The sequence below is a fragment of the Streptantibioticus ferralitis genome (genome assembly GCF_029223525.1).
Lineage (GTDB): Bacteria > Actinomycetota > Actinomycetes > Streptomycetales > Streptomycetaceae > Streptantibioticus_A > Streptantibioticus_A ferralitis.
In genome coordinates this window covers 97,628-117,616 of sequence record NZ_JARHTQ010000022.1, presented here as the reverse complement: position 1 = coordinate 117,616, position 19,989 = coordinate 97,628, and the positions used below count along the sequence as shown (strand labels likewise).

Genomic DNA, 19,989 nt, shown 5'->3' with positions numbered 1-19,989 from the left:
ATCGCTCGCGAACCGGCTTCGGAGACTGGGCGAGTCCTATCGAGACAGGGGTGCTGGCGCGATGATCCTGACGGTCACGCTCAACGCCGCCCTCGACGTGACATACCGGGTGCCACGGCTGGAACCGCACACCACGCACCGAGTGCGCGAGATCGTCGAGCGGCCTGGCGGCAAGGGCCTCAATGTCGCGCGGGTGCTGGCCGCACTCGGCCACGACACGACCGTCACCGGCCTGGTCGGCGGCCGTACGGGCGACGCGCTGCGCGCCCTGCTGCGGGCCGCCGCCCCCGGTGTGGCCGACGCGCTGGTCACGGTGGCGGGCGACACCCGCCGCACCGTCGCCGTGGTGGACGGTGCCGACGGCGACACCACGATGTTCAACGAGCCGGGGCCGGTCATCAGCTCCGAGGAGTGGGCGGCCTTCACCGGCGTCTACCGCGAACTGCTGGCCGACGCACGGGCGGTGGCGCTGTGCGGCAGCCTGCCACCGGGGCTGCCGGTCGGCTCGTACGCCGAACTGGTCCGTACCGCACGGGCGGCGGGGGTGTACGTGCTGCTCGACACCAGCGGTGAGGCGCTACGCCGGGGCATCGCCGCCCGACCCGACGCGGTCAAGCCGAACTCCGGCGAGCTGACCCAACTCACCGGCCTCACCGAGCCGTTGCGGGGCGCGCAGGAGGCTCGGCGGCGCGGAGCGCGGGCGGTGGTCGCCTCGGCCGGCGCCGAGGGGATGCTCGCGGTGACCGAGCGGGGTGTCTGGCGGGCCGCGCCGCCCAGGCGGCTGTCCGGCAATCCGACGGGCGCGGGCGACTCCGCGGTGGCCGGACTGCTGTCGGCCGTCGTCGAGGGCCTGCCCTGGCCCCAGCGCCTGGCCCGCGCGGTCGCCGTGTCCGCGGCAACCGTACTGGCGCCCACGGCGGGCGAGTTCGACCTTCGGCAGTACGCGGCGCTGCTGGAGCAAGTCGAGGTCACGGGGTAGGCGGAAGCAGCGCTACCGTCAATCTCTCCAGGGGCCCGGCCAGTTGGTGACATCGTGCCGCCCGACCGCAGTGAGCTGATGGCGCGATCCCAGCAGGCACGGCGCGCGGACAGTGGCTACTGCGAATAAAGTCACTGGCTGCCACCGCCCTGGTAGCCGTATTGGGATTGACCGCCGGCGCGTCTTCCGCGTCGGCGGCCACCAACCAGAGCACATGGGGGGCATGTCTACGTTGGCGGCGGCGTTTTCGGCGATAATCCATGGGGAGCCAACGTCTGGGGACATTCCGCAATCCTGCGGAATGGCGCGTCGACCGGCGACAGCGTAGTCACCGCCATCTCGGCCGGCGGTAGGGTCATGTGCCGGACCGCCGTCAACTACAGAGGTAAGGCCCTCTGGGTGGCAACCAGATGCGTAGCTCTGGGGCAGGGGGCGATCCCCGGAGCGAGAAGTTCGACCACGCTCAGTGGGGCCGTTCGCCGATCTCTCCGGCGAGCGGCCCCATCAGATTCTTCAGAACCCTGTTTCACCGATCGCTGTCAATGACTTTCCAGCCAGACCTTGTCGAGGTCGAATGCGCACTGATTCCCTTGGCCGCATGAGATCTGAACGGTGTTCGCACCCTTATTGAGATCGATGTACGCGTACGTGTGCGTCCACGCATGCGCCGGGTCGCTCTGCTTGGTGAAGTTATCGAGGTTTATAGGCCTCGACTGGACGCTTCCATTAACAGCCAGCGTCGCCGTGGCAGGGGCGCCCGCATTGCCATAACCAAGGTAAAGCGAGTAGGCACCCGCATGGGAGACATTCACAGTCCACGTAGCGGAGTCACCGACTGAGCTCATGGTGACATACGAGCCATTGGGGCCTGTTGCGCCAGGATCCTTGCTGCCGACCGCCGCTTTGCCGCCGAGGGTCATGGTGGCAGCGAACTGCTCTGGCAGCTTGGCGCTCGCGGACGGCGACGGGGCCTGCGACTGTGAAGTGCTCGGCGCGGGGCTGCTGTTGGCGCCCGACGCGGTGTCCTTCTTGTCGCTGCCGGTGAGGGCGACGATGCCGATACCGATGGCGACCACCACGACCACCGCGATCGCCGCGAGCATCAGGCCGCGCCGGTTGGTGCCCCGACTACCACCGCCATGACCGCCGGCGCGGTGCGACGAAGGCTCCGCCGGCGCGTACTGCGGCGGCTGCTGCTGGGTCTGCGGCTGGCCGTACGCCTGCTGCTGCGGCGGCGGATAGCCGTAGCCGCCCTGCTGCGGCGCCTGGCGCCGCTCGCCGACCCGGGTGACCTGGTGGTACGAGGTACGCGGGACGCCGCGCCGATCCGCCTGTGTGGCGGCCTCGTCGCCCTCCCCGCGGTACAGGTACGCGAACGGGTCGTCGTTCTCGGGTTCTGGCGTGCCGTTACCGCCGGCCGTCATCCGCTGCTCACTTCCCACTGCGTCCGGCCACCGCGGACCGGATATTGCTGGACCCGCGCGAGCCTACCCCGATCCGGTCGCTGAACGCGTGTCCTCGCATACAGCAACCGCTAACCCGCCCGGCGCTGCGCCTTGGCGCGCGAGCGCTTCTCCACGTACATCCGCTGGTCGGCGGAGTGCAGCACTTCCTCCACCGTCATCCCGCACCCCGCCCAGCCGATGCCGAAGCTGGCGCCGACCCGTACCGCCCGGCCGTCGACCCGGATCGGCGGGATGATCGCGTTGCGCAACCGGACGGCGAGGTCCTGCGCGCCGTCGCGGTCCAGGCCGTCGGCGAGGACCACGAACTCGTCGCCGCCGAGCCGGGCGACAGTGTCCCCGTCCCGCACCACGCTGGACAGCCGCCTGGCGACCTCGATCAGTACCGCGTCGCCGGTGTGGTGCCCGAACCTGTCGTTGATCGACTTGAAGCCGTCCAGGTCGCAGAACAGGACCGCGAGGCCCTTGCCGCCGCCCTCGCCGTCCGAGCCGCTCTCATCTGGCTCGATGGCGTGTACATGATGGTCGTAGGGGTGCGCGGGCGGCGCCGGAAAGCTGTACCCGAACTCGTCCAGGTCCTCGGCACTGGCGGTGTGCCCCTCGGCGGCGAACGGCCGCGAGCACAGCCGGGAGCTGAGCCGGGCCCGGAGTTCGGCGCTGTTCGGCAGGCCGGTGAGGGAATCGTGGCTGGCGCGGTGCGCGAGGGCGAGTTCGTGCCGCTTGCGCTCCTCGATGTCCTCGACGTGGGTGAGCAGGAAGCGCGGGCCGTCGGTGGTGTCGGCCACCACCGAGTTCCGCAGCGACACCCACAGATACGTACCGTCCCGGCGGCCCAGCCGCAGCTCGGCCCGGCCGCCCTCGGCGGAGGTGCGCAGCAGCGTCCCGATGTCCTCGGGGTGCACCAGGTCGGAGAAGGAGTAGCGCCGCATCTGGTTCGCCGGACGGCCGAGCATCCGGCACAGCGCGTCATTGGCCCGCAGCAGCTTGCCGTGCTCGTCACCGCCCATTTCGGCGATGGCCATTCCGCTTGGGGCGTACTCGAAGGCCTGCCGGAAGCTCTCCTCGCTGGCCCGCAGCGCCTGCTGCTCCCGCTCCAGGCGGACCAGGGCGCGCTGCATGTTGGCGCGCAGCCGGGCGTTGCTGATCGCGATGCCCGCCTGGAAGGTGTACGTCTGGAGGGCCTCACGGGCCCAGGCGCCGGGACGTCGGCCGCCACGCGGCCGGTCCACCGAGATCACGCCGATCAACTCGCCGCCGCCCGCCGGAGTGGCGTACATCGGGGCGAGCAGACGGTCCTGCGGGTGCCACTCGTCGGGAAAGCGCGGCGCGGGGCCGCTCTCGCGGTGCCAGCTCGGTACGTCGTCGCCGTCCAGCACCCAGCCCTCGTCGTACGGGATGAAGCGCAGCGAGCCCCAGCGGTGGCCCATCGCCAGCCGCCGCTCCCAGGACGCCCGGGAGCCGACCCGGCCCGCCATCAGCGCCTCGGCGCCCGCGCTTCCGGCTACCGCGGCGACGACCAGATCACCATCGGGACGCACCAGGTTCACGGCGCACAGCTCGTACCCCAGCCCACCGACCACACCGTCGGCGACGGCCTGCAGGGTGTCGGCCAGACTGCGGGCCGTGTTCAGGTCGGCGACCACCTGGTGCAGCTGGCGCAGAGTCGCGAGGCGGACGTACGGCTCCGACTCCGTGTCCATGTCTCTCCCCCGAGCCTCGACGAGTTCCACTTCGTACTTCTTGCGTTCCTCGGTTGTTAATCCCTTGGTCTGTTCGCGATTTCTTATCGTCCGATTGCCACCGCAACTGAATCACAGCGAGCAGCCCAGCAGGTACACAGGGTCAACAATTCCCCCTCCTTGTGACTGAGGTCACAGCCCTCTGTCAAAAGTTGGGCACGGTAAGTGGTTTCGTGCGCAAGACTTTGGGGTCGGAACGCTACATACCGGACGGCCGGCCGGAAACTGTGTCCGGAGCGTACGACACCAGACCACCGAAGACCTAGGTCCTTACTCGGATCGCAGATGGTCCGCTCGCCCGATGTGCGGACCGCAACCCCCGGTTACCGTTTGGTACGTGTTCCAGGAATCCCCCGAGCAGACCGTGACAGCCATCCCCCCGGCCGCGGACATCCCTCATGCTGGAGGCGTGCCGAACCCCGACGAGCGTGTGAGCCCGGCCGAGCCGCGCTCCGGTGATCCGCGGGCGACCGCCGACGAGTTCCGTGCCGCGATGTCACGGCTCGTGTCGGGCGTGACGCTGATCACCGCGCACGACCCGGAGGACGGGGTGCAGGGCGAGGACGTCGGCATGACCGCGACCGCGTTCCTGTCGGTCTCGCTGGAACCGCCGCTGGTGCTGGTCAGCGTGCGGGTGGACTCGCGAATGGACGACCTGCTGGAACGCCAGCCCTACTGGGCGGTCTCGGTGCTCAGCGAGAGCCAGCGGCATGTCGCGGGCCGCTTCGCGATGCGCGGCCGCATCAGCGACCGCCTGCTGTTCGACGACATCCCGTACACCCGTGGCGGCGCCTCGGGAGCCCTGCTGATCGGCGGCGCGCTGTCGGTCCTGGAGTGCCGGACGACCCAGCGCGTGCCCGCGGGGGACCACACCCTGGTCATAGCCGAGGTGCTCACCGCCCGCACACCGAGCGCGGACGGCCGGCCGCTGACGTACTTCCGCGGCCGCTACCACCAGTTGGGCTGACCTCGGTCGGGCCCGGCGTCAATCCCAGCCGCGCTCGCTGCGGCCGCGCTTCAGCTCGCCGCGCTCGCGCTTGCCGCGCAACCGGCGCTCGTTGATCCCGCGCGGGATCTTCGTCGGACGGCGCGGCTTGGGCGGCGGCGCGGCGGCCTGCGCCAGCAGCGCCGCGAGCCGTACCGCGGCGGTCTCCCGGTTGCGCCACTGCGAGCGGTGCTCACTGGCCCGTACCACCACTACGCCGTCCACCAGGCGGCCCGCGAGCCGCTCCAGCGCGCGTTCCTTCCACACCGCGGGCAGCGACTGGGTGCCCGCCAGGTCGAAGCGCAACTCCACCTGGCTGTCACTGGTGTTGACGTGCTGCCCGCCGGGTCCCGAGGAGCGCGAGAAACGCCACATCAGCTCGGCCTCCGGCACGGAGACCGAACCGCGGATGACAAGTGGCCCGGACATGACTCCATGGTCCCCGGTAACGGCGGTTCCGTCACGCCGTTTTACGCTGCCCACGGCAGGCCCCGGCACCACCCTCCCGTGCGGGGCGCGGGACCGAGACCGATACGACAACCGTCGCGTCACCAACGAGCACCGAACCCCTGCACCGATGCACGGCCAGCTCCGTACCGAAGGCAGACCGCGGGCGGAGTCCGGGTCCCCTCCGACGGCGCCTAGGATTCCGGGGTGATCGACCTCGGATACGCCCTCTCGCGCCGGTTCCCCGACCCGCCGCAGACCGACTACCGGACCGCTGACGTGTACACGCTGCGGCACGACCTGTTCTGCGGCGACGTCTACCTGGCGGAGGGCGACCGGGAGCTGTCCACAGCCTGGGGATGGGTGCCGGTGCTGGACTTCGCCTGGGCGCTGTGCGACATCACGGAACAGCTCGACCGCGATCCGATGGGGAGCCGGGCCGCCCGTCCGCAGCGGGCCGAGCTGGACTTCACCCAGTCGACCGAGCGGCTGCGCTTCGAGCGGCGCTTCGGCTGGGTGGACATCACCGCGGACTGGTTGGAGGACGAGCCGCCCCTCTCGGTACGGCACAGTGATCTGCGCCGCGAAGCAAGGGACTTCCTGCACGATGTGCTGGCGGACCTGGTAGACATGCACGACGGCCTCGCCGACAACCCCGCCGTGTGGAACCTGCGGGCCCGATTTCCCCGTGTATAGAGGGGAAGCACGAACCTCCCGTTACGGTGGAATTACATGGAGATACAAACCAGGCGCTCCGGCAGGGCGAGTCGCCGAGGCTGTCTGGTGGGACTGGCCCTCGCGGCGGTGCTCGTCGTCGGAGCCGCCCTCGGCATCATCTGGTGGCTGACCCGGCCACCCGCGCTGCCCACCATCCCCAACCAGTATCTGGCGACCGTTCAGTCCGCGGCCAGGTCCTGCCCGGAGCTCAGCGTTCCGATGCTGGCCGCGCAACTCGACGCGGAAAGCCACTGGAACCCTCAGGCGGACTCCGGCCAGGCACAGGGCATCGCGCAGTTCTACCCGTCCACCTGGGCGGAGTGGGGCAAGGACTACACGGGCGACGGCAAGGCCGACGTGTGGAACCCGGCCGACGCCATCCCGGCGCAGGGCGCCTACATGTGCCATCTGTTCAAGGAGGTCAAGGGCATACCCGGCGACCCCGCGCAGCTGGCGCTGGCCGCGTACAACGCGGGCCCCGGAGCGGTGCTCAAGGCCGGGGGCATCCCGCAGATCCCCGAGACGCAGAACTACGTCAACCGCATCGAGGCGCTGATCCCGAAGTACACGCAGACCTACGCGAAGCAGATCGGGGCGTCGTCAAGCCCGTCGCCGAAGAGCTGACGGCACGTAGCACGACAGCAGGGCCCGCACCGTGGACGGTGCGGGCCCTGCTGTTGCGCTGGCGCCTGTTCCGGCGGGTGCCGGACGGGGCTCAGATGACGCGGATGTTCTCCGCCTGCGGGCCCTTCTGGCCCTGCGTGACGTCGAACTCGACCTTCTGGCCCTCAAGCAGCTCGCGGAAGCCCTGGGCGGCGATGTTCGAGTAGTGGGCGAAGACGTCGGCGCCGCCGCCGTCCTGCTCGATGAAGCCGAAGCCCTTTTCGCTGTTGAACCACTTCACGGTTCCGGTGGCCATGTCTGTCTCCTTCGGGGCAGTACCGGATCCGCACCTCGCGGACCCACGTCGCCGTGATGATCACCCCGCCGGGGAAAGCCCGGTAAAACAAGAAATGCGCCCGCTATCCAGCAGGCGCACGCATCATTCATGGGAACCACAACTGCAACGCCGCCCACGGTAACACACTTGTTCGACGGCGGCGAACGGCACGGCGCCCCGGGAGCGAGTCCCCGGGGCGCCGTGAGCGGAGCGGTCAGCCGATCACGCGCTCGGACCCTGCATGTGCTGGCTGATCCACTCGATCGTGCCCTCGTCCATGCCCCGGGTGTAGCTGCGTGCGTTGTGCTCGCCGCCGTCGATGACCTGAAGGCGGGTGTGGACCGGACCGTGCCCGTACTGCTCGATGAACTGCTTCACCTTCACCATGTCGGCCTTCTCGGTGGTGCCGACCTGGAAGCCCAGGTAAACGTCCGGGCCGCCCTTCTTGGCGAGCTGCTTGGCCAGGTACTGGGGGTTGTTGGCCTGCATCGCGGCCTGGTCGCCGTGCCACAGCGGCGAGTCCGGGACTATGTCCGGTCCGCTGGGTATCGCGGCCTTGAAGGTGTTCGGGTACTGCAGCACGCTCTTCAGCCCGCAGAAGCCGCCGGAGGACGAGCCCATGAAGCCCCAGCCGTCGCGGGTCTTGAGAGTGCGGAAGTTCTGCTTCACCAGGTCCGGCACGTCCTGGGTGAGCCAGGTGCCCATCTTCTCGGAACCGGGTATGTCACTGCAGTCGTGGTACCGCTTGTCCGGGTTGATCACCGGCATCACCAGGATGAAGGGCAGCGCCTTGTTCTCCTGGGACCACTTGTAGAAGTCTTCCTGAAGCTTCAGGTCGGCGCCGAACCAGTAGTTGGTCGGCCAGCCCTCACCACCCGGGAGGGCGATGATCACCGGGAAGCCCTTGTTGGCGTTCTCCTTCTGGAAGTACGCCGGCGGCGCCCAGACCCACACCTTGCCGGTGAAGCCGGACTTCGCACCGTGGTACGTGGTCACACCTATCTTGGTGTTGTCCGCGGCCTCAACGGTCCGCTGCACCTTGAAGTCCGCGGCGGGACCGGTGGGCATCAGGGCCAGAGAGTTCGGATTGTCCGGCTTCGGCGCCGCGGAGCCCGCGGCACTCGGGTTCGCGTTGCCGAACGACACCGGGTCGCCTTCGTCGCTGCAGCCGGCGACCAGGCCCAGGGATATCAGGGCTACAGCCGCGGTCAGCCAACGTTTCATCAAGGGTCGCTCCACCGAATCGTGCTTCCTAACGGGTCCATGGGCCGGTCGTTTGCCCTTTGTGAGATGCAGAAAACGCCCGTACGGATCCCGTCCTCCTCCATGAATTACGTCATAGGTTCGTAACAGCCGACAAACAGGGGGGTGATAGCCAGGTGACAGCTCCCAATCCGTCACCGTCCGTGACAACAGGGTGACATCTGATCAGTCTTCCAGGGCCGAGAGCTCGCCGCGCGAGCTGACGCCGAGTTTGGGGTAGGCCTTGTAGAGGTGGTACCCGACAGTGCGTGGGCTGAGAAAGAGCTGCGCGGCGATATCGCGATTGGACAGGCCCCGTGCGGCCAACCGGACGATCTGCAGCTCCTGGGGGGTGAGCGCGGCCAGCACCCCGGGCCCCCGGGTGCGCGGCGCGGACTCGCCGGTGGCACCGAGCTCGGTTCGGGCCCGGTCCGCCCACGGCTCGGCGCCGAGCCGCTCGAAGGTCTCGACGGCGGTACGCAGCCACGGCCTGGCCTCCGCCTTACGCCGACCGCGGCGCAGCCACTCCCCGTACAGCAGGGCGGTGCGCGCTTGCTCCAATGGGCGGGCCGGGCCGCCGGGGTCCTCGTGCGCCGCGAGCGCGGCGGTGTACCAGGCCTCCTGGTCGGCGGCGTCGTCGGCGAGCAGCGCCCGGCAGCGCAGGTCCAGCGCCTCGGCCCAGGGCTGCCCGGTGAGCGCGGTCCAGCGGGCGAACCGCTCGGCGGGCTGCCTGGCCCGCTCCGGACGGCCGAGTCGCACCGCCGCCTCGACGAGGTCGGGAACGGCCCGGGTGGCCGAGACATGATGCCGCATCGGTCCGCCGACCAGGGGCTCCAGCCGGTTCAGCGCCTCCTGCGCACGCCCGGCGCCCAGGTCGAGCAGGCCGAACGCCCAGTGCGTCCACGGCGCACCCGGGGCCATGAAGACCTGTGCGCCGGGGGCCGCACCGGTGTCGGTGAGGGAGTCGTCACCGAAGCGGCGGCAGGTGTCGGCGTCTCCCTCGATGGCCGCGAAGTAGGCCAGGAAGCCGGTCAGTTGGCTGGTCCACTGCCGCTGTCCGGTGTCCCGGGCGATGCGCAGCGCCTCGGTGGCGCTGGCCAGCGCGTCGCGGTGCCGCCCGTGGAAGAGTTCGGCCTCGGCGAGGAAGAACAGCACGGTGGGCAGCTGTCCGAAGCCGCCGCGCGAGCGGGAGTCGGCGGCGAGCGAGGCGGCGAGCCGGTACGTTTCCGCGTCCCGCCCGTGGATGAGCGACGCCCCGCACACCTGGACCACGTCCCAGGGCACCCGCGCGCTGTTGGCCTGCGCGGCGGCCACCGTCTCGGCGAGCGGCGGCAGGGGCTCGGCGCGGCGGCCGAGGACCGGCGCGGTGGCTGCGACGAGGTAGCCGACCAACGGCGTGACCGGGTCGTCCGCGGGGTGCTCCAGCCGCTGCAGCCGGTCGACCACCTCGCCGAGCTCGCGATCGCCGAGGTACCAGGCAACGTGGAAGGCCTGCATCAGCATCCGGGCGGCCTGCCGGGGGTCGCGCCCGGCCGCCTGGTCGGCGCCGTCGACGAGCAGGCGGTACGCGGCGGGGAAGTCGCCCTGCAGGAAGCGCGCGGTGGCCCGTACGTGGCCCAGCACATCGCGCAGTCGCGGTTCGCCCGGCAGCACCGCGACGTCGTGCAGCGGCTCGGTGAGGCGTGCGGCGGCACGTTCCGCGAGGGCTTCGGCGCGCGCCAACTCCGCTGCCTCGATGGCCGCTTCCGCGGACAGCGTGAGACGGCGGGTCGCGGTGTCGGGGTCCGGGGTGAGGCGCGCGGCGCGTTCGATCGCGGCGGCGGCCGCCGCGTGGCCGCCGCGGCCGTGTGCCCGGACGGCGGCCTGTTCCAGTGCGGCGGCGATCGCCTCGTCGGGGGCTGGGGCGGCGAGTGCCAGGTGCCAGGCGCGGCGGTCGGCGGCCTCGTCGTCCATCGCTCCGGCGAGGGCGTCCGCCAGCGCTCGGTGCACCGCCAGCCGCTGGTCGAGCGGCGCCCGCCGGTAGACGGCGGCCCGCAGCAGCGGATGGCGGAAGGTGAGGGACCGCGGCGCCGCGTCCTGGGTCAAGGCGGTGCGGACCAGGCCGGCGTCCTCGGCCGGGCGCAGGTCCGGCAGCCCGGCGCCGAGCGTCTCGGCGGCGCGGCGCAGCACGTCCAGATCGCCGGTCTGTTCCGCGGCGGCCACCAGGAGCAGGGTCTGGGTGGCCGCGGGCAGCCTGCTGACCTGGCCGTGGAAGGCCACCTGGAGCCGGTCGGTGAGTGGGATCGCGCCGGGCACGTCGGGCGCGCCGACGGGTTCGGCGGCCAGCGCGGCGGGCAGTTCGGTGAGCGCCAGCGGATTGCCCCGTGCCTCGGTGAGCACGCGGTGGCGCACCGGGGCGGCGAGCTCGCCCGCGTACCCGTCGAGGAGCTTCGCCGACGCCTCTTCGGCGAGTCCGGTCAGCCGCAGTTCGGGCAGGCCGTACGCGGTGAAGCCGCCCTCGCCCTCGCGGGCGGCGAGGATCAGCGCGACCGGTTCGGCCTGGAGTCGGCGGGCGGCGAGCAGCAGTGCGTCGGCGGACGCGTGGTCCAGCCACTGGGCGTCGTCGACCACGCACAGCAGCGGCCGTTCCTCGGCGAGTTCGCAGAGCAGCGACAGCACGGCCAACCCGGTCAGCAACCGGTCCGTGGTGGCGGGCGCCGCCAGGCCGAACGCGCATTCGAGCGCCTGGCGTTGCGGCTGCGGCAGCGCGGGCAGCCGGTCGAGGCCCGCGGCGAGCAGCAGATGGAGTGCGGCGTACGGCAGCTCGGCCTCGTACTCGACGCCTGCGGCACGGATCACCCGCATGCCCTGGGCGGCGGCCGTGGCCATCGCATGGTCGAGCAGCGCCGTCTTGCCGATCCCGGGTTCGCCGCGCAGCGCCAGGACGCCGCTCGTACCGTCCCTGGCCGCGCCGAGGAGGCGGTCGAGGGCCGCTTGCTCGCGCTCCCTCCCGTACAGCGTTCCCGGCATGGACGGAAGCTTACTGATCCCAACACCCGTGCGAATACCGGAAGTACCTAACGATGACGGATTCCTCCGCCGACCGCCCTCCGTACCGTTTTGACCAGCGGAAACACACCGCCACCCATCAGGAGGAGATGACCATGAGCGACATCCGCGACCTCGTCGAGCGCTACATCGCCGTCTGGAACGAGACCGACCCGGCCGCTCGCCGTGCGCAGCTGGACGCGCTGTGGGCGGAGGACGGCAGCTATGTGGACCCGCTGGCGGTCGCCGAGGGGCGCGAGGCGTTCGACGCCACCATCGGCGCGGTCCAGGCCCAGTTCCCCGGTCTGGTCTTCCGGCTCGGCGGAGCGATTGACGCCCATCACCATCTGGCCCGTTTCACCTGGGAGTTGGGCCCGGCGGACGGCGAGGCCCTGGTCGTCGGCTTCGATGTGGCGGCGGTCTCGGCGGACGGCAGGATCCAGACGGTGCACGGCTTCCTGGACAAGGTCCCGGCTGCCTGATCTGCCGTCAGCGGCACCTCGGGCAACCGATGGCCGAAGGGCCGACGGGCCATCTGGGCGGATCCCTCCGAGCAGCCTCCGCCAACCGGTGTACGACACGGCACACCTGACCCCGGATGAGCTGATTATCTGGGTACATATCTGGCGTATCAGCCAGCCAGGGGAGGAAGCGCCCATGACCGTCAGCCTCGACCAGTTGCGCCGCTGTACCGTCGCCGTGGACCTCGGCGCGTCCAAGGCCAGGGTCTATCTGAAGAACACCGGCCTGATCGTCGACGAGCCCAGTGTGGCCGCCGTGGACTGCCGCACCGGTTCGCTCGTCGCCGTGGGAACCGACGCCGAGCACATGACGGGCCGCACCCCCGAGCACATCCGGGTCGTGCGGCCCATCACCGGCGGCATCATCGTCAACATCGACATGGCCCAGCGCATGCTGCGGGCGCTCATCGGCGACAAGCTCAGCAAGGCATGGCGCTTCAAGCCGGTGCTGCGCGCCGCCGTCTGCGTACCGCACGGCAGTGAACCGCTCGCCCAGCGCGCCACCATCGAGACGCTCGCCGGGCTGGGGGCCCGCCGGGTCGAACTGGTCGACTCCCTGATCGCCGCCGCCGTCGGGTGCGGGCTGCCGGTCGAGAAGCCCGAGGCGACGATGATCGTGATGTCCGGTGCCGCGACCACACAGGTCGCGGTCCTGTCACTGGGCTCGATCGTCGCCGCCGAGACGATCCCGGTGGGCCGCGACGTCATGGACCGCGCCGTCATCCAACACCTGCGCAACCACCACGCGTTGATGATCCCGAGCCAGGAAGTGCATCCGCTGCACCAGATGCTGGGCGCCGACGGCACGGCCATCCGCAGCACCGAGGTGCACGGCCGGGACGCGGCCAGCGGGATGGCGCGCTCGGTGCTCATCGACTCCGAGAGCGTACGGCTGGCGGTCCGCACCCCGCTGAACGCGGTGCTGGACGGCCTTCGCTCGGTACTGCACCGCTGCCCGCCGGACCTGGTCGCCGACCTGGCCGACCGGGGCATCACGCTCACCGGCGGCAGCGCGCTGATGCCGGGCCTCGACTCCATGCTGCGGGCGGCCACGGGGATGCCGGTCAGCGTCGCGGACAACCCTGACGGCTGCGCGGTACGGGGATTGGGGGCCATGCTGGAGGGACGGGTACGGCCGATGGCCTTCGACCCGGTCCGCTGACGGTGCGCGGGGGCGGGCGTTCGGGGTGACGGCCCGCCCCCAGGGGATGCCCCGGTGAGGAAAGCCCCACCCCAACCCTGCCTGGCTGCCCCATGGTCCGGCGCGCGGAGACCGGAAATCCTGATCACGTCTTCGCACCGCACCAGGGGGTCCCCATGAACGCTTCCACCACCCTCCCCAGGCCACGCGGACGGCGCGCCGGACTGCTGCTCGGCGCCGCGCTGGCGGTCACCGCCCTCGCCGCGCCCCCGGCAACCGCCGCCGGTGACCAGGTGGTACTGCCCGAACCCACCGGCCCCACCAGGTCGGCACCGTGTCCCTGCACCTGGTCGACCGGTCACGGCACGACCCTGGGTCGCCTCGCAGCCGCACCGCGAACTGATGGTGGGCGTCCGCTACCCCGCACGGGACGGGGACCGGTACCCGCTCGCGCCGCAGATGCTGCCGGGCGAGGCGGCCGGGTTCGACGCGCTGAACAACTTCAGCGGCATCCCCAAGGGCCGGGTCGACTGGGCGGCCACCCGCTCCCACGCGCACGAAGGCGCTCCGGTGGACCGGCGCGGCGGCCCGCTGCCGGTGGTCCTCTACGAGCCCGGAGTCCTGGACCCGCGTTCGCTGGGCACCACCCTCGCCGACGATCTCGCCTCGCGCGGCTTCATCGTGATCACCGTCGACCACACCCATGACGCATCCGCCGTGCAGTTCCCCGGTGGCCAGGTCGAGCGGTCCGTACTGCCGCAGGAGTTCGCCGGGACGAAGGGCGACCAGGGCGCGATCACCGACCTGTTGAAGAAGGTGGTCGCGGTGAACGTCGCCGACACCCGTTTCGTACTGGACCAGGTTGACGCGCTGGCCGCCGGGCGCAACCCGGACGCCGAGCACCGTGCGCTGCCGGCCGGCCTGGCGGGCGCCCTCGACGCGCATCGCATCGGCATGTTCGGCCAGTCCTCCGGCGGCATGGCGGCGCTGGAGACGATGCATGAGGACCCGCGCCTCAAGGCGGGCGCGGACCTGGACGGGGTGCTCGCCTACGAGCAGGGCGACCACACCCCCGGCAACCCCTTCCCGGTCGCCCAGGCCGGGCTGAAGCAGCCGTTCCTGCTCATGGGCATGCAGGGCAACGACCGCCACACCGTGCCGTCCTGGGGCCTGCTGTGGCGCCACAGCCCCGGCTGGCACCGCGACCTCACGCTGCGCGGCGGCCAGCACGCCTCGTTCACCGACGCCGAGTCGCTGCTGCCGCAGATCGGCCGCCGGCTCCAGCTGCCCGCGAGCACCGTGCGGGACAACATCGGCACCGTCGACCCCGGCCAGGCGGTGGCCGCCCAAGAGGCCTACACCACCGCGTTCTTCGACGAGTGGCTGCGCGGCGGCACCGGCGATGGCTTGTTCAACGGCCCGTCCGCGCGATTCCCCGTGATCGATTACGTACGCTGACGGGGGAGACAACCGACGGGCAGGGTAAGGGGAACCCCATGGCACAGCGGGTACGTGGTGTGATCGCCCCCGGCAAGGGTGAGCCGGTGCGGATCGAGACGATCGTCGTGCCGGACCCTGGCCCCGGTGAGGCGGTGGTACGGGTTCAGGCGTGCGGCGTCTGCCACACCGACCTGCACTACCGCGAGGGCGGCATCAACGACGAGTTCCCGTTCCTGCTCGGCCATGAGGCGTCGGGCGTCGTGGAGTCGGTGGGCGAGGGCGTCACCGAGGTCGCGCCCGGGGACTTCGTGATCCTCAACTGGCGTGCGGTGTGCGGCCAGTGCCGTGCCTGTCGGCGCGGCCGCCCCTGGTACTGCTTCAACACGCACAACGCACGGCAGAAGATGACCCTGGAGGACGGCACCGAGCTGTCCCCCGCGCTCGGCATCGGGGCCTTCGCCGACAAGACGCTGGTGGCGGCCGGGCAGTGCACGAAGGTCGACCCGGCCGCCTCCCCTGGCGCCGCCGGGCTGCTCGGCTGCGGGGTGATGGCCGGATTCGGCGCGGCCATCAACACCGGAGGGGTCACCCGTGGCGACTCGGTGGCCGTGATCGGCTGCGGCGGCGTCGGCAACGCGGCCGTGATGGGCGCCCGGCTCGCCGGTGCGGCCAAGGTGATCGCCGTCGACATCGACGACAACAAGCTCGCCACCGCGCGCCGGCTGGGCGCCACGCACACCGTCAACTCCCGTGCGCAGGACCCGGTCGAGGCGATCCGTGAGCTGACCGATGGCAACGGCGCCGATGTGGTGATCGAGGCAGTCGGCCGCCCGGAGACCTACAAGCAGGCCTTCTACGCCCGGGACCTGGCGGGCACGGTCGTCCTGGTCGGGGTGCCCACCCCGCAGATGAAGCTGGAACTGCCGCTGCTGGATGTGTTCGGACGCGGTGGAGCGCTCAAGTCCTCCTGGTACGGGGACTGTCTGCCGTCCCGCGACTTCCCGATGCTGATCGACCTCTATCTCCAGGGGCGGCTGGACCTCGACGCGTTCGTCTCGGAGACCATCACGCTGGACGGTGTCGAGGCGGCGTTCGACAAGATGGCGAAGGGCGAAGTGCTGCGCTCGGTCGTGCTGTTGTGAGACCGCGCATACCGTGGCTGACCGCGCTCGGGTTCGCCGTACTGGCGCTCAACGCGGCCCGGTGGTGGCGTGGGCGGTCCGGACGTGCCGGCACCGATGACACGGCGGACTTCGGCGCCTTCCTGCGGGAACGGGGCGAGCACGCGGGGGTCTTCCTCAGCCGCAGGGACAGCGACGGCCGGTGGACCGTCGAGGAGGAACGCAACGCGGACGCGAAGTTCCCGCTGGCCTCGGTCCGCAAGGTGCTGGTGCTGTGCACGCTGTCGGAGGCGGTGCACGAGGGCCGGATCGACCCCGAGGAACGCGTTCCGCTCGCCGCCGTCCGCCGGTACCGGCTGCCGGGGACGGACGGCGGCGCGTATCGCAGGGCCTACGGCCGCACGCCATCGGACGCGCTGATCAGCGTGCGCGAATGCGCCGACGCGATGATCAGCGCGTCGTGCAACGCCTCCACCGAGTACCTGTGGCGCCAGGTCGGCGGCGGCTCGGCGACAGCGGCGCTGGCACGCCGCCACGCGATGACCGCGCAGGACCCGGTCCCCTCCGGGTACGGGGAGTTCGTCGCCACCTCCGTGCCCTTCGCTCTCCGCGCGGTGCGCTGTCCGGCCGACGAGTTGGCCGGGTACTACGACCGGATCGGTGAGCGCCCGCGGCGCTGGCACCGGCTGCTGCCGTTCCTGCCCTCCGGTGGGCTGGGGCCACGGGCGCTGCGCCGTACCTGCGCCGGTACGCCGCGGGAGTGGGTGGGGCTGTTCCAGGCCGTGGTGGACAGCCCGGCCGAGGGCGCCCCGCTGTCGTTCGCCCGAGCCGTTCTGAGCTGGCCGATGCGCGATGTTCCGGGCAACGCGGAGGTGTACCAGGACGTCCTGGCCAAGGGCGGTTCGCTACCGGGGACGCTGACTCAGGTCTACGCCGTGCGGCCTCCCGCGGGCGGCGCGCCGGCGGTGATGGCGGTCTTCCTCAAGGAGCTTGACGCGGCCCAGCGGCGGTCGCTGGTCAGCACGCCGGTCTGGAACGACCACATGGTGCGGGCATTGACGCGCTCCTGACGCTACTTGCGTCGATACGCAAGTAGCTGCTTATACTGCGGGTGGTTCCACAGGAGGCACCTCGTTCGGTGAGGCGTCTTCACGGACACAGGCCACTGATCCCACCCGTCGAGAGACGCTCCGGATCAGGACAGGTCTCCCCGGCCTAAGGGGTGACCCCAAGTGGCTGCCCCTGCCGGGGGATTACGCCGTGAAGTGCCAAAGCTCTGACGAGTTGGGGTGAGCCGGTCGGTCGACGGGCCGGTCCGCTCCTTGCCGAGTCGATGATGACGCGCATGACGCGCGGCCCCGGCCGGAAGGAGGCGACAGACATGGATCGCAGTAGCACTACGCCGAGTAGTCCGGGCCATAGTCGGCCCCGCCCCTGGCCCGCTCCGCGTTCGTACCCACCGTGTCCGGCGCCGCGTTCCGCGCGCCCTTCCACATTCCGTTAGCCGACGTCGGCTTCCGGTCACGGCTCGGTTCGCACCGCAGTTGACCGATGTCCCGCGCGCTGCGGGGGCTCCGTCATGCCCTCGCGTCCCCCTTCCTGGAGGTGACCTCCATGACCGTACTGACCCTTCGCCGTACGCCCACCGTCCGCCTCGCGCTGTTCGACGGTGTTGAGCGTGACTACCTGCTCGACACGCCACCCTCGACGGCCACGGGGTTCGGCGGCCCGGTCTACGACCGGCTCGTGCACGCCGCGTACGTCCTCGCCCGCCAGGGGTACGACGCGCACTGGCTGACGCGGTTCGCCGAACTGCCGTCGACGGCTGCCCGTCGCATCACCGAAGCGGCAGCGCGCGCTTCCCACTGACCTTTTTCCTCCTTTGATCTCTCCGAACTCTTCGGGAGGTGTCATCAGCATGACCGTGACGATCACCACTGCCCGCTTCCTGCGTACCGCGACGGCCGCCCGGCTACGGCGCTTCTTCGCCGACGCGTTCAACCGGATCGCCGACTCGCCGCTGCACAGCCCGGTCGTCACCGCGCTGCGGCCGGCCGCGCGCACCGCGTCCCTGCCGCACGGCGCATGCGAACGTAGCGCCGTCACCGTGCACTTGGTGTGCGACGTGCGCCAGGAGGTCCGGGTCCGCGCGCTGCTGAGCGATGTCCTGGCCACCTCTGGCCTGCGTTACGAAGGGCTGCGTGCGCGGCACGTCGATGGCACCGTCGAGTTCCGGGCCGCGGTCACCGTGCACGGGGCGCCCGCTCCGGCCGTCGAGCCCCTGGTCTCCCGGCTCTTCCTGCAGCCGGGCGTCCACGATGTGCGCTGGAGCGCGGCGGACGTGGATCCTCCGTCCCCGCCCCGGTCCCGTGCCGTAGCCGGCTGAACCGTCCCGCCAGTCCCAAGGGCGCCCAAGGAGCACAGATGCCCGTCCGCTACCCCCGAGCCCACCGCCGCCGCGCCGTTCTCATACCCCCCTTCCGGGCCGTCCCAGCGCCCGAAGCGCCCCGGCCGGTACCCAAGTCAGCTTGCCTCGTGGAGAGTTCCACCGTTCCCGAGGTGTCCTCAGCCCCTGGCCTGAGCGTCGACAGTGAGCGCCGTGTGGCGTCGATCAGCGGCCGGGTACTCAAACTCACGTATCTGGAATTCGAACTCCTCGCGCATCTGGTCGCGCACCCCCGCCGGGTGCACAGCCGCGCCCAGCTGATCGCCGCCGTATGGAACCAGCCCACGGTCGGCGACACCCGTACCGTCGATGTGCATATCGCTCGCCTCCGGCGCAAACTCGGCTCGGACCACCGGCAGTTGATCTCCACGGTTCGCCAGGTCGGTTACAGCTTCACCCCCGCCACCGTTCCCCCGACCGGTGATGAACGGCGATGAACGCGCGTGAGAGTCGCGCCATGCCGGGCATCACCTTGGTGACGGCGTCGCGGGCCGGGATGGTGGTGGCCGGAATGACACTGATGGCGCAGGCCTTCCTTCCACGCCCGGAAGGGCTTTCGCTCGGCGGGGTGTTCGCCGTCGCCGCCGTGGCGGGCGCGGTCATCGCCGCCGTCGCCGTGTTCGGCGCCGTACGACGGCGTCGGCGCGCCACGGCCCGTGTACTGCAACCGGTCCTGGCCACGGCAGAGGAGTCATGGTTCCCCGCCACGACACTGACCGGCTTCCCCGCGGACGCCCTGGACGCCACGCTCTGCGGCCCCGACGCGCCGAGTCTCAACCGCCTGCATGTCGCCTGGGTGTTCGCCACGCAGGGCTACGACGCGCCCTGGATCGCTCGCCACTTCGATCTGCGGCTTTCGGTGGCAAGGATGTTGGAGGACGCGGCACGCGACCACCGGTGAACGGAGGTGCCACCGCGGCCAGTTGACCGGCAGTTGCGGCCGCCCGTCGCCGGATCCACCGCCGGACGCCAAGGGCGTCCGCTCCCGCGCCTGGTCTCGTGTGAGCCGCTCCGCAACAGCCCGCCCGATCCCCCTGCCGTCGCCGGTGACCAGTGCCGCCTTCCCCATAAGCGCACTCGTAGACGCACCCATGACCGCACCCCTCCCCCTCGCTAGTGATCGCTACAGAATCAGCGTACCCCATTTCTTTAGCGAACACTACGGAATTCGTCTCCGGAATCGGATCTCCACCCGCACCGCATGACGGCAGCGGAGAACCAGCCGGATCTGGCCGGGGCCTACTCGGGGCGCGACCCATCCAGCCGGGCCGCGAGGCGCTTGGGGGCAACCGCCCGGTAGCTGTCCGCGATCCAGTCGCAGAGCACCTCCACCGCCGGGGTCCCCTCCCGGAGGGGCACCGTCACCCAGCCGGACCTGCCCAGCCCGTATCCGGCGGGCTCGGCACCGGGGGCGGCGAGGGCATCGGCATGTACGTCCTCGTCCGTGAGCTTGACGGTGAAGCCGGGCGCACGGCCACCGTCGCCGGAGCCCAGGAAGACGAACACCTTCTTGTTCACCTTGGCGACCGACTCACCCCAGGGGAACTCCTCCCGCGTCTCCGGCAACGACAGCGCGAACTCGCGCACCGCCTCCCACGTCTTGAGCGCGTCGAACCCCGCGTCCATCACGACCTCCCATCAGCGGATCCAGTCCCGGCCGATGCTAGGCCCGGCCCGGCGTCGACGCGGTCGTCGCCGCGCGCCCGTCAGCCGCGCGCCCGTAAACCGACGCAGGTGCGGACGGCGGGATCCCTCCGCTCCCGGCACCTCGGAATCCTCCG

The 19,989-nt window shown here is 70.9% G+C and carries 20 protein-coding genes and 1 riboswitch; of the genes, 13 read left to right on the top strand and 7 right to left on the bottom strand.

All coding sequences use genetic code 11. From position 1 onward, the window contains the following. The first annotated feature begins 61 nt into the window (after positions 1 to 61). Complete coding sequence (locus P2L57_RS27980; protein ID WP_275818950.1) at positions 62 to 979, top strand: 1-phosphofructokinase family hexose kinase; 918 nt, start codon at positions 62 to 64, stop codon at positions 977 to 979. Between the two features lie 539 nt (positions 980 to 1,518). Here P2L57_RS27980 and P2L57_RS27975 read toward each other — a convergent pair. Both P2L57_RS27975 and cdgB read right to left on the bottom strand, forming a co-directional pair. Next, on the bottom strand, positions 1,519 to 2,403 hold the full coding sequence (locus P2L57_RS27975) for a carbohydrate-binding protein (protein ID WP_275818947.1): 885 nt from the start codon (positions 2,401 to 2,403) through the stop codon (positions 1,519 to 1,521). Positions 2,404 to 2,513: 110 nt separating this feature from the next. Beyond that, on the bottom strand, positions 2,514 to 4,142 hold the full coding sequence (cdgB, locus tag P2L57_RS27970) for a diguanylate cyclase CdgB (protein ID WP_275818945.1): 1,629 nt from the start codon (positions 4,140 to 4,142) through the stop codon (positions 2,514 to 2,516). 532 nt (positions 4,143 to 4,674) lie between these two features. Here cdgB and P2L57_RS27965 point away from each other — a divergent pair. Then, entirely contained in the window at positions 4,675 to 5,148 is a 474-nt protein-coding gene (locus tag P2L57_RS27965) for a flavin reductase family protein (RefSeq protein ID WP_275819002.1), read from the top strand. Positions 5,149 to 5,166: 18 nt separating this feature from the next. On the opposite strand, the gene arfB is transcribed toward P2L57_RS27965, so the two are convergent. After that, positions 5,167 to 5,595: an alternative ribosome rescue aminoacyl-tRNA hydrolase ArfB gene (arfB, locus tag P2L57_RS27960; protein ID WP_275818943.1), complete on the bottom strand. Its 429-nt coding sequence runs from the start codon at positions 5,593 to 5,595 to the stop codon at positions 5,167 to 5,169. A 225-nt stretch (positions 5,596 to 5,820) separates the two neighbouring features. Here arfB and P2L57_RS27955 point away from each other — a divergent pair, with 225 nt between their 5' ends. Next, positions 5,821 to 6,309 (top strand): hypothetical protein, encoded by a 489-nt coding sequence (locus tag P2L57_RS27955; protein WP_275818941.1) that lies wholly within the window; start codon positions 5,821 to 5,823, stop codon positions 6,307 to 6,309. Positions 6,310 to 6,345: 36 nt separating this feature from the next. Further along, entirely contained in the window at positions 6,346 to 6,954 is a 609-nt protein-coding gene (locus P2L57_RS27950; protein WP_275818939.1) for a lytic transglycosylase domain-containing protein, read from the top strand. A gap of 91 nt (positions 6,955 to 7,045) precedes the next feature. Here P2L57_RS27950 and P2L57_RS27945 read toward each other — a convergent pair whose 3' ends face one another. The 3 genes from P2L57_RS27945 to P2L57_RS27935 form a co-directional block, all read right to left on the bottom strand. Then, positions 7,046 to 7,249 carry a cold-shock protein gene (locus tag P2L57_RS27945; RefSeq protein ID WP_275818937.1) on the bottom strand — a complete coding sequence of 68 codons (204 nt, stop codon included), beginning with the start codon at positions 7,247 to 7,249 and terminating at the stop codon, positions 7,046 to 7,048. Between the two features lie 243 nt (positions 7,250 to 7,492). Further along, complete coding sequence (locus P2L57_RS27940) at positions 7,493 to 8,494, bottom strand: alpha/beta hydrolase (RefSeq protein ID WP_275818935.1); 1,002 nt, start codon at positions 8,492 to 8,494, stop codon at positions 7,493 to 7,495. Between the two features lie 204 nt (positions 8,495 to 8,698). Continuing rightward, entirely contained in the window at positions 8,699 to 11,521 is a 2,823-nt protein-coding gene (locus P2L57_RS27935; RefSeq protein WP_275818933.1) for an ATP-binding protein, read from the bottom strand. 134 nt (positions 11,522 to 11,655) lie between these two features. Here P2L57_RS27935 and P2L57_RS27930 point away from each other — a divergent pair, with 134 nt between their 5' ends. From P2L57_RS27930 to P2L57_RS27890, 9 genes are all read left to right on the top strand, one after another. Next, positions 11,656 to 12,021: a nuclear transport factor 2 family protein gene (locus P2L57_RS27930; RefSeq protein ID WP_275818931.1), complete on the top strand. Its 366-nt coding sequence runs from the start codon at positions 11,656 to 11,658 to the stop codon at positions 12,019 to 12,021. Positions 12,022 to 12,196: 175 nt separating this feature from the next. Next, positions 12,197 to 13,222, top strand: a complete 1,026-nt coding sequence (locus tag P2L57_RS27925) for a rod shape-determining protein (RefSeq protein WP_275818929.1) — start codon at positions 12,197 to 12,199, stop codon at positions 13,220 to 13,222. A gap of 381 nt (positions 13,223 to 13,603) precedes the next feature. Further along, positions 13,604 to 14,659 carry an alpha/beta hydrolase gene (locus P2L57_RS27920; RefSeq protein ID WP_275818927.1) on the top strand — a complete coding sequence of 352 codons (1,056 nt, stop codon included), beginning with the start codon at positions 13,604 to 13,606 and terminating at the stop codon, positions 14,657 to 14,659. Between the two features lie 38 nt (positions 14,660 to 14,697). Further along, positions 14,698 to 15,783 (top strand): S-(hydroxymethyl)mycothiol dehydrogenase, encoded by a 1,086-nt coding sequence (locus P2L57_RS27915; protein ID WP_275818925.1) that lies wholly within the window; start codon positions 14,698 to 14,700, stop codon positions 15,781 to 15,783. Further along, on the top strand, positions 15,780 to 16,832 hold the full coding sequence (locus tag P2L57_RS27910; RefSeq protein WP_275818923.1) for a serine hydrolase: 1,053 nt from the start codon (positions 15,780 to 15,782) through the stop codon (positions 16,830 to 16,832). The genes P2L57_RS27915 and P2L57_RS27910 overlap by 4 nt, the downstream gene beginning before the upstream one ends. A 53-nt stretch (positions 16,833 to 16,885) precedes the next feature. Next, positions 16,886 to 17,058: riboswitch (M-box (ykoK) riboswitch) on the top strand. Positions 17,059 to 17,376: 318 nt separating this feature from the next. After that, on the top strand, positions 17,377 to 17,631 hold the full coding sequence (locus tag P2L57_RS27905; RefSeq protein ID WP_275818921.1) for a hypothetical protein: 255 nt from the start codon (positions 17,377 to 17,379) through the stop codon (positions 17,629 to 17,631). Between the two features lie 49 nt (positions 17,632 to 17,680). Next, complete coding sequence (locus tag P2L57_RS27900) at positions 17,681 to 18,148, top strand: hypothetical protein (RefSeq protein ID WP_275819006.1); 468 nt, start codon at positions 17,681 to 17,683, stop codon at positions 18,146 to 18,148. Between the two features lie 173 nt (positions 18,149 to 18,321). Continuing rightward, on the top strand, positions 18,322 to 18,645 hold the full coding sequence (locus P2L57_RS27895; RefSeq protein ID WP_372515960.1) for a winged helix-turn-helix domain-containing protein: 324 nt from the start codon (positions 18,322 to 18,324) through the stop codon (positions 18,643 to 18,645). Continuing rightward, positions 18,642 to 19,109 carry a hypothetical protein gene (locus P2L57_RS27890; protein ID WP_275818919.1) on the top strand — a complete coding sequence of 156 codons (468 nt, stop codon included), beginning with the start codon at positions 18,642 to 18,644 and terminating at the stop codon, positions 19,107 to 19,109. The genes P2L57_RS27895 and P2L57_RS27890 overlap by 4 nt, the downstream gene beginning before the upstream one ends. A 338-nt stretch (positions 19,110 to 19,447) precedes the next feature. On the opposite strand, the gene P2L57_RS27885 is transcribed toward P2L57_RS27890, so the two are convergent. Continuing rightward, positions 19,448 to 19,834, bottom strand: coding sequence for an MmcQ/YjbR family DNA-binding protein (locus P2L57_RS27885; protein WP_275818917.1), 387 nt, complete (start codon positions 19,832 to 19,834; stop codon positions 19,448 to 19,450). Positions 19,835 to 19,989: the final 155 nt, after the last annotated feature.

What these genes read in the sequence shown, in the direction of transcription:
- P2L57_RS27980 (WP_275818950.1), top strand. Translation starts at nt 62, where the DNA reads ATGATCCTGACGGTCACGCTCAACGCCGCCCTCGACGTGACATACCGG.
- P2L57_RS27975 (WP_275818947.1), bottom strand. Translation starts at nt 2,403, where the DNA reads ATGACGGCCGGCGGTAACGGCACGCCAGAACCCGAGAACGACGACCCG.
- cdgB (WP_275818945.1), bottom strand. Translation starts at nt 4,142, where the DNA reads ATGGACACGGAGTCGGAGCCGTACGTCCGCCTCGCGACTCTGCGCCAG.
- P2L57_RS27965 (WP_275819002.1), top strand. Translation starts at nt 4,675, where the DNA reads ATGTCACGGCTCGTGTCGGGCGTGACGCTGATCACCGCGCACGACCCG.
- arfB (WP_275818943.1), bottom strand. Translation starts at nt 5,595, where the DNA reads ATGTCCGGGCCACTTGTCATCCGCGGTTCGGTCTCCGTGCCGGAGGCC.
- P2L57_RS27950 (WP_275818939.1), top strand. Translation starts at nt 6,346, where the DNA reads ATGGAGATACAAACCAGGCGCTCCGGCAGGGCGAGTCGCCGAGGCTGT.
- P2L57_RS27945 (WP_275818937.1), bottom strand. Translation starts at nt 7,249, where the DNA reads ATGGCCACCGGAACCGTGAAGTGGTTCAACAGCGAAAAGGGCTTCGGC.
- P2L57_RS27940 (WP_275818935.1), bottom strand. Translation starts at nt 8,494, where the DNA reads ATGAAACGTTGGCTGACCGCGGCTGTAGCCCTGATATCCCTGGGCCTG.
- P2L57_RS27935 (WP_275818933.1), bottom strand. Translation starts at nt 11,521, where the DNA reads ATGCCGGGAACGCTGTACGGGAGGGAGCGCGAGCAAGCGGCCCTCGAC.
- P2L57_RS27930 (WP_275818931.1), top strand. Translation starts at nt 11,656, where the DNA reads ATGAGCGACATCCGCGACCTCGTCGAGCGCTACATCGCCGTCTGGAAC.
- P2L57_RS27925 (WP_275818929.1), top strand. Translation starts at nt 12,197, where the DNA reads ATGACCGTCAGCCTCGACCAGTTGCGCCGCTGTACCGTCGCCGTGGAC.
- P2L57_RS27920 (WP_275818927.1), top strand. Translation starts at nt 13,604, where the DNA reads ATGGTGGGCGTCCGCTACCCCGCACGGGACGGGGACCGGTACCCGCTC.
- P2L57_RS27915 (WP_275818925.1), top strand. Translation starts at nt 14,698, where the DNA reads ATGGCACAGCGGGTACGTGGTGTGATCGCCCCCGGCAAGGGTGAGCCG.
- P2L57_RS27905 (WP_275818921.1), top strand. Translation starts at nt 17,377, where the DNA reads ATGACCGTACTGACCCTTCGCCGTACGCCCACCGTCCGCCTCGCGCTG.
- P2L57_RS27900 (WP_275819006.1), top strand. Translation starts at nt 17,681, where the DNA reads ATGACCGTGACGATCACCACTGCCCGCTTCCTGCGTACCGCGACGGCC.
- P2L57_RS27890 (WP_275818919.1), top strand. Translation starts at nt 18,642, where the DNA reads ATGAACGCGCGTGAGAGTCGCGCCATGCCGGGCATCACCTTGGTGACG.
- P2L57_RS27885 (WP_275818917.1), bottom strand. Translation starts at nt 19,834, where the DNA reads ATGGACGCGGGGTTCGACGCGCTCAAGACGTGGGAGGCGGTGCGCGAG.